This window comes from Caloranaerobacter longqiensis (assembly GCF_050286925.1).
Lineage (GTDB): Bacteria > Bacillota > Clostridia > Tissierellales > Thermohalobacteraceae > Caloranaerobacter.
On sequence record NZ_JBFWFX010000004.1, the window covers coordinates 152,073 to 164,288 of the forward strand.

13 protein-coding genes and 1 tRNA gene are annotated in these 12,216 nt (G+C 29.8%); 13 read left to right on the top strand and 1 reads right to left on the bottom strand.

Features of this window, described 5'->3' with window-relative positions:
- Positions 1-17 precede the first annotated feature (17 nt).
- Positions 18-1,778 carry an ABC transporter substrate-binding protein gene (locus tag AB4Y15_RS05445; RefSeq protein WP_427338948.1) on the top strand — a complete coding sequence of 587 codons (1,761 nt, stop codon included), beginning with the start codon at positions 18-20 and terminating at the stop codon, positions 1,776-1,778.
- 60 nt (positions 1,779-1,838) lie between these two features.
- Positions 1,839-1,925 (top strand) — tRNA-Leu (locus AB4Y15_RS05450).
- Positions 1,926-2,162: 237 nt separating this feature from the next.
- Here the strand turns inward: AB4Y15_RS05450 and AB4Y15_RS05455 are convergent.
- The gene (locus tag AB4Y15_RS05455) at positions 2,163-2,291 is read right to left on the bottom strand and encodes a hypothetical protein (RefSeq protein WP_427338949.1); all 129 of its coding nucleotides are present in this window, start codon (positions 2,289-2,291) and stop codon (positions 2,163-2,165) included.
- Between the two features lie 518 nt (positions 2,292-2,809).
- Here AB4Y15_RS05455 and AB4Y15_RS05460 point away from each other — a divergent pair.
- The 11 genes from AB4Y15_RS05460 (at position 2,810) to AB4Y15_RS05510 (ending at position 12,211) form a co-directional block, all read left to right on the top strand.
- The gene (locus tag AB4Y15_RS05460) at positions 2,810-4,522 is read left to right on the top strand and encodes a sensor domain-containing diguanylate cyclase (protein ID WP_427338950.1); all 1,713 of its coding nucleotides are present in this window, start codon (positions 2,810-2,812) and stop codon (positions 4,520-4,522) included.
- Positions 4,523-4,550: 28 nt separating this feature from the next.
- The gene (locus tag AB4Y15_RS05465; protein WP_427338951.1) at positions 4,551-5,411 is read left to right on the top strand and encodes an SPOR domain-containing protein; all 861 of its coding nucleotides are present in this window, start codon (positions 4,551-4,553) and stop codon (positions 5,409-5,411) included.
- Between the two features lie 19 nt (positions 5,412-5,430).
- The gene (locus AB4Y15_RS05470; RefSeq protein ID WP_427338952.1) at positions 5,431-5,793 is read left to right on the top strand and encodes a DRTGG domain-containing protein; all 363 of its coding nucleotides are present in this window, start codon (positions 5,431-5,433) and stop codon (positions 5,791-5,793) included.
- A complete protein-coding gene (locus AB4Y15_RS05475; protein WP_427338953.1) occupies positions 5,794-6,228 on the top strand; it encodes an ATP-binding protein in 435 nt (144 codons plus the stop codon).
- Between the two features lie 19 nt (positions 6,229-6,247).
- The gene (locus AB4Y15_RS05480) at positions 6,248-7,489 is read left to right on the top strand and encodes a [Fe-Fe] hydrogenase large subunit C-terminal domain-containing protein (protein WP_427338955.1); all 1,242 of its coding nucleotides are present in this window, start codon (positions 6,248-6,250) and stop codon (positions 7,487-7,489) included.
- A gap of 16 nt (positions 7,490-7,505) precedes the next feature.
- The gene (locus AB4Y15_RS05485; RefSeq protein WP_427338956.1) at positions 7,506-7,835 is read left to right on the top strand and encodes a DRTGG domain-containing protein; all 330 of its coding nucleotides are present in this window, start codon (positions 7,506-7,508) and stop codon (positions 7,833-7,835) included.
- A gap of 1 nt (position 7,836) precedes the next feature.
- On the top strand, positions 7,837-8,562 hold the full coding sequence (locus tag AB4Y15_RS05490) for a PHP domain-containing protein (protein WP_427338958.1): 726 nt from the start codon (positions 7,837-7,839) through the stop codon (positions 8,560-8,562).
- On the top strand, positions 8,559-9,110 hold the full coding sequence (locus AB4Y15_RS05495; protein ID WP_427338959.1) for an ATP-binding protein: 552 nt from the start codon (positions 8,559-8,561) through the stop codon (positions 9,108-9,110). The genes AB4Y15_RS05490 and AB4Y15_RS05495 overlap by 4 nt, the downstream gene beginning before the upstream one ends.
- Positions 9,111-9,309: 199 nt before the next feature.
- On the top strand, positions 9,310-10,638 hold the full coding sequence (gene rsxC / locus AB4Y15_RS05500; RefSeq protein ID WP_427338960.1) for an electron transport complex subunit RsxC: 1,329 nt from the start codon (positions 9,310-9,312) through the stop codon (positions 10,636-10,638).
- 18 nt (positions 10,639-10,656) lie between these two features.
- Entirely contained in the window at positions 10,657-11,637 is a 981-nt protein-coding gene (locus AB4Y15_RS05505; RefSeq protein ID WP_427338962.1) for an RnfABCDGE type electron transport complex subunit D, read from the top strand.
- Positions 11,630-12,211 carry an RnfABCDGE type electron transport complex subunit G gene (locus tag AB4Y15_RS05510; RefSeq protein ID WP_427338963.1) on the top strand — a complete coding sequence of 194 codons (582 nt, stop codon included), beginning with the start codon at positions 11,630-11,632 and terminating at the stop codon, positions 12,209-12,211. The genes AB4Y15_RS05505 and AB4Y15_RS05510 overlap by 8 nt, the downstream gene beginning before the upstream one ends.
- The last annotated feature ends 5 nt before the right edge of the window (positions 12,212-12,216 follow it).

Here is a 12,216-nt window from a genome sequence, read left to right on the forward strand (position 1 = left end):
AACAAGGAGGAATTTTTTTGAAACACAAAAGAATATTAGTAGCATTTATAGTTTTTATGCTAGCAATTAGTTTAATTGGCTGCGGGATTGATAATCAACTAGATGATATTAAAGGCAAACAAAATAAAAGTGATAGTGCATATCAAAAAGAAGTTTATGAACCAGCTTTTGGTGGAGAAATAGTAGTACCTATTTCTTATATTAAGACATTTAATCCATTATTGAGCAGTGATAAGAGTTTATATTATTTTAATAAATTGATATATGAAAGTTTATTTGATTTTGATGAAAATTTAAATTTAAGAAAAATATTAGTAGAAGATTATAAAATCAGTCAAGATGGTCAGACTGTAGATATTAGACTTAAAGATAATGTTAGATGGCATGATGGTCATAAATTTACAGCTTCAGATGTAAAGTTTACGATAGATGTAATAAAATATAGTGCAAATGATGTTTTATACAAAGATATGTTAGAAGCTGCATTTAAAGCTGCTAAACCAACAGATATACAGCATATTCTAAATGTTAAAATTATAGATGATTTGAATTTACAAATACATTTTGATAGAGCTTATAGTAATGCGCTTGAAAGTTTAACATTTCCAATAATACCTAAGCACCAATTTGTCGAAGATGGGATTAAGATAAGTAAGAAAACATATTTAAAAGCTTTAAGTAAAGATATTATCCCTATAGGCACAGGACCATATAAATTTAGCAAATATGATAAACTTAAAAGAGTTGAACTTGTGAGAAATGATGATTGGCATTTAGGTAAGCCTTACATTTCCAAAATTGTTGGGAAAATATTGTCAGATAATGAACTAGCAGTAGTATCGTTTGAAGCTGGACAATTAGACTTGACTAGGGCAGAAGGTGTAGATTGGAAGAAATATGCTCAGGATAATAAAGTAGCAATATATGAATATATTACTCAAAAGTATGAGTTTTTAGGATTTAATTTTAAGAATAAGTTAATCAACGGTGAAAAAGGATTAGCTTTAAGAAAGGCAATTGCATTTGGGATAAACAGAGATAATATAATTAATAAAGTTTATTTAGGTCATGCAACAAAGGTAGATGTACCAATTCATCCGAATTCTTGGTTATTGTCGCAAAAAAATGCTTACGATTATAGTGTAGATAAAGCTAAAGAAATTTTAAATGAAGCTGGATGGAGAGATACTGACAATGATGGTATTTTAGAAGATGAAAATGGTAACAAACTAAAGATTAGGCTGTTAACAAATTCATATAATCCATTAAGATTAAAGACAGCGAATATGATAATAGAAGATTTAAAAGCAATTGGGATAGAGGTAGTTCCACAGTATGATACTACAATAGATAATATTGATGTGGAAACTGCAGAAAGACAATGGAATAATATGGTTGATAAAATTCGAAAAGGTGATTTTGATTTAGTACTTCTTGGTTGGGAGTTATCTTTGCTTCCAGATTTATCTTTTGCTTTTCATTCAACTCAAATAGATGAAGGAAGTAATTTTATTAATTATAAAAATGAGAATATGGATCAGCTTTTAGTAAAGGCTTTTAGAGCTACTACTAGAGCAGAAAAGAAAAGTATTTATGAAGAAATTCAGAAGCTGATAGTTGAAGATTTGCCATATGTAAGTTTGTTTTTTAGAAACAACGCAATACTTATTGATGATAAAGTAAAAGGCGAAATAAAACCGATTTATTCTAATATATACAATAATATTGACAAATGGTTTATTCCAAAAGAACTTCAAGAAGAGAATAAGAAAGATTAATTAGATTAGAACTTGACATTAATAAATTTAGAAGCTATACTAAAAGAGTGTCTAATAAGCGCCGTGGTGGTGGAATTGGCAGACACGCTATCTTGAGGGGGTAGTGAGCATATGCTCGTGCGGGTTCGAGTCCCGCCCACGGCACCAAAATTTAATTAAAAAATGTAATTGAAAGGGAGCACTTAGCTCCCTTTTTCATTTAAGTTTATTCTTAATAGCAATAGCAGAATAATATAACTAGTAGTAAGAAGAAGAACAATAAGCTGTCATTGCAGCCATATCCACATTGAGTATCAGCCATATATATCCCTCCTATATTGGCATTTACATGTTTTAATATTTTTTAGAGATGTTTAATTTGAATACCAAAATAGTTTTGTAAAATTATCTGTTACAACCAAATCCTCCATAACAATTACAGAATATTACAACTAGCAATAGGAAGAAAAATAACAATTCGCTGCCGCCGTCACGACCGAATAATCCGCCTAGAAGACCTTTTCCATCAGTCATATATATAACCTCCTTATTTTTATCTATATTTTCTTGGTCACTATATAATATGATTAAAGTTTTAGATGGGTGAAAGAGATTTTGATTTTATTTTTTAGTAATTATGACCAAAACCACCAAATAAAATCACAAGTAGTAAGAAGAAGAAAAGCAAACTTTCATTTCCATCCCCCAATAGACCATCAAAAAGACTATTTGCCATGAATAAACCTCCTTTAAATATATTTTATAATCCATAGGAATTATATTCTTTGTTAAACTGTGTATATTTTTGAATATAATTTCCGTAATGGATTAGGGCAAAATCTACCTTAATTTATTTAAATTGGAGATTTTGTTTTTTAAAGTTTAATATATTATATAGATGTTACTATAATTTTGACACAGAAAAAATTAATTGATAGAATTATAGATTATAAATATAGAATTTAAATTATAAATATTAATAAACTTTTGAAGGAAAAATAAAACATTTATTGAATATTATTTATAAAATTATGGGGGTAAGGGGTTTTGCCATGTTAAGCAAATTAAAAAAGCATTATGAGTCTCTTATTGGAACAATCGGTTTTGGATTGCTTCTTTTAGCAACTATTGCCAATAAAGAGTATTTTTCCTTCAATATTGTATTATTTGTAATTTTAAGCATATCAGGTATTTTGTTGGAGAGAATGAGCATAAAAATTGATGATTTTACTGTAACTTTAAGTTCAGCAGTTATGTTAGGCTCTTATTTCATTAGTGGACTCGTACCTACCTTATGGCTAATTTTTATAGTATTTATGACATCAAATTATCTTTATTATTATAGACAAGCGATAAGGATGTATTTTAGCATAGGTATGCTCTTTATTATGTTTATATTGTCGCATTATTTGATTAAAGCTACTGGGAAACAGATAGCTTTTATATCTAATATTAATGATATTGTAAATTGTATTATCTTTGGATTAGCTATTTTTGTGTTCAATTGGATAATATTAATAATGCAAAATATTATTATGTTTAACAATAAATTGCCAACAAAATTCTTTGAGGTTTTTAAATGGGATTTTTATACTAATTTTATAGTTATTCCATTATCTATATTAATGTCATATTCCTACCAGCAATATAGCTTTATTGGGTTAGTTGTATTCCTTTTATTGATCATAACTTTCAATTTGCTGTTTAGATTAATGAGAAATTTGGTATTTATTAATAAAGGATTAAGTTTATCTCATCAAGTTTCTGCATCTATAGTTTCTAAGCTTGATTTGAGTGAGACTATATCTAACATTTTAATTGGAATAAAACAACTAGTGAATTGTGATTATTGTGCTCTGATTGAATTTGATAAAAGTAGTTGTACTGTTAGGACTTTAGATTTTAATGCAGATGAATACATAAATTTTGATAGTAAAATAATTGATAATTATCTAACTAAGCACTTTAAAGAGATATTAACTTTAAAAGAAAGTTTTGTGCTTGAAGATGTTAGAAAGAGCAAATATATCGACGATTCTGCAAAAGTACCAGAAGATTTGGTTTCATTAATATATGAACCTTTGATTTTAGATAGTGAAATAATTGGATGTGTATTAATTAGTAGTAAATATAGAGGTAGATTTTCTAAAGAGCAATTATATATTTTGGACAATCTAGCGAACCAAATTGTGGTAGCTATAGAAAATGCAAGATTGTATAAAGAAATATATAATAATGCTATAAAAGATGAGTTAACAGGATTGTATAATCAGAGATATTTCTTTAATACTTTAGATTCATTAACAGATACATGTGCGACTTGTGCTGTTAAAAATTGTATTAAATGTAATAAAACTAGTCTTATAATTTTTGATATTGACCACTTTAAGAAAATTAATGATACTTATGGACACCAGACAGGAGATAGAATACTTAGTGAAGTAGCTAATATCATAAGAAATAATGTCAGAGCAAATGATAAGGTATTTAGATATGGAGGAGAAGAGTTTACAGTAATATTACCAAAGACTGATCAACAACATGCTTATGATATAGCAGAGAGAATAAGGAAAGTTGTTGAAAATACTAGGTTTTATAGTGTCGAAGGAGATGAAATAAAAGTAACAATAAGTGGTGGATTAGCTGAATTTCCAGATGAAGCAGATTCTGGTGCTGCACTTTTGGCTTATGCAGATAGAGCTATGTATATAGGAGCTAAAAAACAAGGAAGAAATAGAATTAGTAAATATGTAGCAAGTATGTAGTTATCTTAACTGATTAGGAGGCGAGAGATTGAAGAGTTCGATGAGGAAAAGGAGAAATAAGAAGGATAAATTGTTGACAATATTTGTATTTTTTATCATAGCACCAATTATATCAATAATTATAGGGATTTTGATTGTTCAAAATTTAATATTGCCTCATTTTGAAGATATTGATAATACTAAACTTACAAATAAAATTGAAAATAGTTCAAGTAATAATAAGAGTAATGAGAACATTGTTAAAGATATAGACAAGCAAAAAATTGATGATTTAGAAAAATTAGAATTAACAATTAAAGGATTTGATTTATATAACATCCAATTAGGTAGTTTTAGTAATATTGAAAATGCTAAGACATTAAGAAAAGAATTAAGAGAAAAAGGGGCAAATGGTTATATTGTTAAGATAAGTGACTATAAAGTATTTTATGGGACTTATCTTAATAGAGAAATATGTGATAAAGTTTTAACGAGTATTAGAGAATCATATAAAGATGCATTTGTAAATAAAATAACTGTTGATGATTTTGTGATAAAATATAATAGTAATGAACAGGAAACTGCTGATACGATAAATGAAATTATTGAGACATTTAAGAAGGCATTTGATGAAGAGACTTCTTTATGGTACTATGTTCTTGTACAAAAAGATTTACAGGAAATAATTAAAACAATAAGGGAAAATAACGATCAAATAAGTAAATTATTAAACAATATAGATGGGGATGTAGAAAATTCTGACTTTAATAATATTTTAGATAATATCAGAATACAGGTTAAAGAAAGAGAACAGATTTTACAAAACCTAATAAGTAATAAAGAGATTATACAAGATAGTTATGACAAGTATTATAAAATGTTGTTTAATTTTATAAAAATTTTTAAATAGCTATAATAGGAGTGGTATTGTGAAGTTAAAAGAGATAAAGGAAATATTAAATGCTGAAGTTTTAACTGGTGAGGAATATCTAGATAGAGAAGTTCTTTCTGCTTTTGGGTCGGATTTAATGAGCGATGTTTTAGCTTTTGTAGATAATGGTTCAGTTTTACTTACAGGGTTAACAAATCCACAAGTTATTAGAACTGCCGAAATGATAGATTTATATGCTATTGTATTTGTAAGAGGCAAAAAACCAAGTAAAGAAATTATTGAAATGGCAAAATCACACAACATTACTGTTTTACTTACTGACTATACATTGTATACAGCATGTGGAAAGCTATATGAAAAGGGATTAAAAGGCATTTCTATAGAAGGGGTAACAAGATAGATGAATGAGAAAAATTCTATAAAGCTTGAATATGAGATTTTGCAGAATGATTTTACAAGAGCAGGAGAAGCTTCGAGCAGCATAAAGAAAATTTTAAAACAGCTTGGAATTGATGCAAAGATAGTTAGAAGAGTAGCTATAGCAGCTTATGAAGCAGAGATGAACATAGTTATACATTCCTATGGTGGGGTTATTAAAGCTATAATAACAGAGCAATATGTAGATATTTATGCAACCGATAAAGGACCGGGTATTAAAGATATAGAGTTAGCTATGAAAGAAGGTTACTCGACAGCACCAAATCATATTAGAGAGTTGGGGTTTGGTGCTGGAATGGGATTACCGAATATGAAAAGATGTTCTGATGAATTTAATATAGAGTCTACTCCTAATGGTAAAACAGAAGTTCATATGAGAATTTACATAAATAAATAAAATCTAGTAGGTGATTTTTATGGTAGAGTACTTTCATTCAGTTGTACTTGATAAAGATAGATGTAATGGTTGTACAAATTGTATGAGAAGATGTCCAACAGAGGCGATAAGAGTAAGAAATAAGAAAGCTATAATCATAAAAGAGAGATGTATAGATTGTGGTGAATGTATAAGAGTATGTCCATATCATGCTCAACAGACACAGTTAGATACTTTGGATAAATTAGAGAAGTATAAATATAAGATAGCTATTTCTCCAATGACTCTATATGGTCAATTCAGTTTAGATAAAGATATGAATAAAGTTTTTGAAGGGATTAAAATGTTAGGTTTCGATGAGGTATTTGATGAAGGATATGCGGCAGATATTATAACTTTGATTATTAGAGAAAACTTGAAAAACAATAAACAACCAAAACCACTTATTTCATCTTTGTGTCCAGCAGTATTAAGATTGATACAAATTAATTTTCCATCACTAATTGATAATATAATAAGAATTGAATCACCTATGGAATTGGCAGCTAGATTAGCAAGAAAAAATGCTATGGAAAAGTATAATTTAAAGTCTGATGAGATAGGTATATTTTATATAACACAATGTCCTGCTAAAGTTACAAGCATCAAAAATCCAATAGGTATAAAAAATTCGCATGTTGATGGTGCTATTTCTATAAAGCAGATATATGGGGATATAGTGAAAAATTCAAATACTGCTGAAAAGACAGATGTTTTTAGGACAGCTTCTACTTATGGAATAGATTGGGCTAGAGCTGGAGGACAAAGTAAATCTATTGGAGTTGATAATTATATTGCAGTTGATGGAATAGACAACGTTATAAAAGTTTTGGAAGAGATTGAATTGGGTAAGCTAAATAACATTGAATACTTTGAAGGTTTAGCTTGTGTTGGTGGCTGTGTTGGAGGCCCATTATGTGTTGAGAATCCATTTATAGCTAAAAGTAGAATTAGAAGGTTAGCAGAAAAGCATGATGATGAGATAAAAGTTTCAAAAGAATATGCTATGGAATTATATAATTCAGGATTTGCTTGTTGGACTGAGAAAATCCAATCTAAAGGAACTATGAAACTTGATGAAAATATAGTCGAAGCAATAAAAAAGATAGAAGAAATAAAAAAATTGACAAGCCTATTACCTGGACTCGATTGTGGTTCATGTGGAGCACCTTCTTGTAGAGCCTTGGCTGAAGATATAGTAAGAGGGTATAGTAAAATAGAAGACTGTATATTTAGAGATTAGTCTAAGGGGGATATTTATGAGATTAGATAAAATAGTTAAAGAATTAGAGCTTGAAGTTTTAACTGAAAAAAATATTGAAAATAATGTAGAGGGAGTCTATATAGGTGATTTATTAAGTTTAGTAATGGCTAATGCTAGTGAAAATAATTTATGGATTACTATTCAAACGCATTTAAATGTAATTGCTGTAGCTACTTTAGTAGGTTTATCAGCTGTTTTGATTGCAGAAGGTATGGAAGTTGAAGATGAAACTATAAAAAAAGCCAATGAAGTTGGTATACCAGTGTTGAGGTCAAAACTTAGTGCATACGAATTAGCATGTAGATTACATGAATTGGGTGTTTAGTATGAGATTTAGTTATGACTTGCATATACATTCAGCTTTATCTCCGTGTGGAGATGAGGATATGACACCAAACAATATTGTCAATATGGCGTATATTAAAGGACTAGATATAATTTCAGTAACGGATCACAATACTATGGGAAATGTAGAATCTATTATGAAGGTAGCTAAAAAAAGGGACATTTTAGTTATACCTGGTATAGAGGTAACTACAAAAGAAGAAGTTCATGTATTATGTTATTTTAGGAATATTGAAGATGGTATAGAATTTCAGGATTTTATTTATAGAGGATTACCAGATATTAAAAATAATAAAAAGTTTTTTGGAAACCAACTGTTAATGGATGAAAATGATAACATTATAGGAGAGGTTGAAAAATTTCTTCTAAACAGTACTAAGTATACAATTAAAGAAATTAATAACTTAGTTAATAGACTAAATGGAGTGCTTGTACCAGCACATATTGATAAAAAATCTTATAGTATACTTATGAATTTAGGATTTATACCAGATGAACTTAATGTAAAAACAGTTGAGGTCTCAAAAAATTATTCTTCTCAGTCAATTAAAAATTTAATAAACTTGGAAAGATATAATTTAATTAAAAATTCTGATGCACATTATCTTGGCGATATTAATGAACCAGTTATGTTTTTAGATATAGAAAAAAAAGATATAAATTCTTTAGTAGAATATCTTAGTAAGAGTTGGAGGAATATAAAATGAAGGAGCTTTCCCTTCATATTTTAGATTTAGCTGAAAATTCAGTTAAAGCTGGAGCAACTAAAATAAATATTAGCATTGATGAGGATACAGAAAGGGATTTATTGACCATAGAATTAGAAGATAACGGTGAAGGAATGAGTGAAGATTTATTAAAGAAAGTAGAAGACCCTTTTGTTACATCTAGAACAACTAGAAAAGTAGGGTTAGGAATACCTTTGATGAAAGCAGCTACTTTAAGATGTGAAGGAGATTTTAAAATATCTTCTGAAATAGGTAAAGGAACTAAAGTAACATGTGTTTTTAGGCATAGTCATATAGATAGAGCACCAATAGGAGATATTGGACAAACAATAATTTCACTAATAAATGCAAATGAGAATATAGAAATTGTTTACAGACACAGTTATAATGGAAATTATTTTGTTTTTGATACTAAGGAAGTAAAAAAAATACTGGGAGATGTGCCAATAAATGAAGCTAATATAATACTATGGATAAAAGATTATATTAATGAGAATATAAAAAATCTTTATAGGAATAGTCAATAGGAAGAGCTAGTGGATATGTTAATAAATAAACGATTTATTTTCTGTACAATTTTATTAAAAGGTGTTATAATTAAGTTGAAAATGATAGGACCCGTAAGAGGGGAGGGTCCTATATTTGTGTTAATTTTTATCTATTTAAGTATTTTGTATACAAGATTTGTTTAAAAATTATTAAAATTATAAATAAGAGGTGAGATATATGAAATTAAAAAATCTTACCTTTAAAGGTGGTGTTCATCCGCCACACTTTAAAGAGTATACTGAAAAGATTCCGTTAGAAAAAGCTAAAGAGCCACAAACAGTTATTATTCCATTAGCACAGCATATAGGTGCACCTTGTGAGCCAATTGTAAAGGTTGGGGATAGAGTTAAAATTGGACAGAAGATAGGTGAACCAAAAGCATTTGTTTCTGCACCAATTCATTCTAGTATTGCAGGAATAGTAAAGAAGATTGTACCTTATACAAGTCCTATAGGTACACAAGTGTTGTCTGTAGTAATAGAATCAGATGGCAGTAATGAAGTGGATGAAAACGTTAAACCTAAAGGAGATTTAGATTCTCTTACTAAAGAAGAAATTTTGAATATCATTAAAGAAGCGGGTATAACAGGGCTTGGAGGTGCAGGATTCCCTACTCATGTAAAATTATCGCCGCCTCCAGATAAAAAGATTGATACTATAATATTAAATGGTGCAGAGTGTGAACCTTATTTAACTTCTGACCATAGATTAATGGTTGAAACTCCAGAAAAAGTAGTTTTTGGTTTAAAAGCTATTATGAAAGCTGTTGGTGTAAATAAGGGATTTATCGGAATTGAGAACAATAAACCAGATGCGATAGAAGCAATGGAGAAGGCTGTCAAAGATGAGCCAAACATTGAAATAGCTACTTTGGTTACTAAGTATCCACAAGGAGATGAAAAACGATTAATTAATGCTATTACAGGGAGAGAAGTACCAGCTGGTGGCTTGCCAATGGATGTAGGCGTTATAGTTAATAATGTTGGTACTGCAGCAGCTATAGCAGATGCAATTCAAACAGGTATGCCACTTATACAAAGAATAGTTACGATAACAGGTAGTGCTATAAATGAACCTAAAAATTTAATTGTTAAGATAGGAACTCTATTTAAAGAAGTGATTGAACAATGTGGTGGATATAAAGGAAAGCCAGGGAAAATAATTATGGGTGGACCTATGATGGGAATTGCTCAGTTTACAGATGAGGTACCTGTTATTAAAGGAACATCAGGTATACTTGTATTAAATGAAAAAGAGGCTAAGATACCTGAACCTAAACAATGTATTAGATGCGGTAAATGTGTTGATATTTGTCCTGTTAATTTACAACCACTATTTATAAGTCAATTTGCACTAAAAAATATGTATGATGAAGCTGAAAAATACCATGCATTAGATTGTATCGAGTGCGGTTCATGCTCTTTCATTTGTCCATCAAAAAGGCCTTTATTGCAGTCAATAAGAGTAGCTAAGAGAGAACTAATTTCTAGAAGAAAAAAAAGATAAGTGATTGGAGGGAAAATAGTGGATAATAAGTTAATAGTTTCATCTTCTCCACATCTTAGATCAGATGAAACAATCAATAGAATTATGTTAGATGTAATAATAGCACTATTACCAGCGACTTTAGCTAGTATATACTATTTTAGGTTTAATGCATTAAAGTTGATTGTATTAGCAGTATTAACTGCAGTAGCAACAGAAGCTTTAATTCAAAAGTTATTAAAAAAGCCTATAACTGTAAATGATTTAAGTGCAGTTGTAACAGGTTTACTATTAGCTTTTAATATACCTGCATCAGCCCCTTGGTGGATACCGGTGATAGGTTCGGCTTTTGCAATTGCTATAGTAAAGCAGGCTTTCGGTGGATTAGGGCATAATTTTATGAACCCAGCTTTAGCAGCAAGAGCTATGCTTTTAGCGTCATGGCCTGTTATTATGACTAATTGGGTGACTCCAGGGCCAGAGGCAGTAAGCACTGCAACACCTTTAGCTATATTGAAGCAAATAGCAAATCAGGCAGCTCATGGTCATGATGCAGTAAGTGCAGCAACTCCAATTTTACCACCTTTAAAAGATGTATTTTTCGGAAATATAGGAGGCTCATTAGGAGAAACATCTGCAATACTTTTAATTTTAGGTGGTTTATATTTACTTTATAGAGGTGTTATTAACTGGCGTATTCCTTTTACTTATATAGGTACAGTTGCAGTTATAATGCTACTTTCTGGTGCAGGATTTAGTAATATGCTGTATCATTTATTTGCAGGTGGCCTAATGTTAGGAGCATTTTTCATGGCTACTGACTATGCGTCATCTCCTGTAACACCAAAAGGACAGATTATTTTTGGTATAGGCTGTGGTGTTATAACATCAGTAATAAGACTTTACGGTGGATATCCTGAAGGGGTTTCATATTCAATACTTCTTATGAATATAGTAGCGCCTCTTTTAGATAAATATACTAGCCCTAGAGTATTTGGTGAGGTGAAGCAAAATGGGTGATATTATAAAATTAGGTTTAATACTATTACTGATAACTTCTATAGCAGCTTTAGTGTTAGGTTTTACTCATGATATGACTAAAGATGTTATTGCGAGTGTAGAAAATCAAGCGAGTGAAGTAGCAAGAAAAGAAGTGTTACCTCTAGCTGAAAGTTTCAAACCTTTAGACGAAAAAATTTTGAATGAAATAATTAGTGAAAATCCAAGTATAAGAGAGATTTATAGTGGGTATTCTGAAAATGGAAGTTTGGTAGGATATGCTATAAAGACAGCTACTCCTGGATACGGAGGAGATGTTGAAGTTATAACAGGAATTTCATTAGAAAACAAAGTAACTGGTATAAAAGTAGTAAGTCATAAAGAAACTCCAGGTCTTGGAGCTAATGCAACTCAACCTAAGTTCCAAAACCAATTTAAAGATAAAGATGCTTCAAAAGAGTTAGTAGTAGTTAAAGGAAGTCCAAGTAGTGAAAATGAAATACAGGCACTTACTGGTGCAACAATAACGTCAAAAGCTGTTACTAAAGGTGTTAACTTGGCTAGAGAAATATTTATTAATAATCTTGCAAAATAGTACTT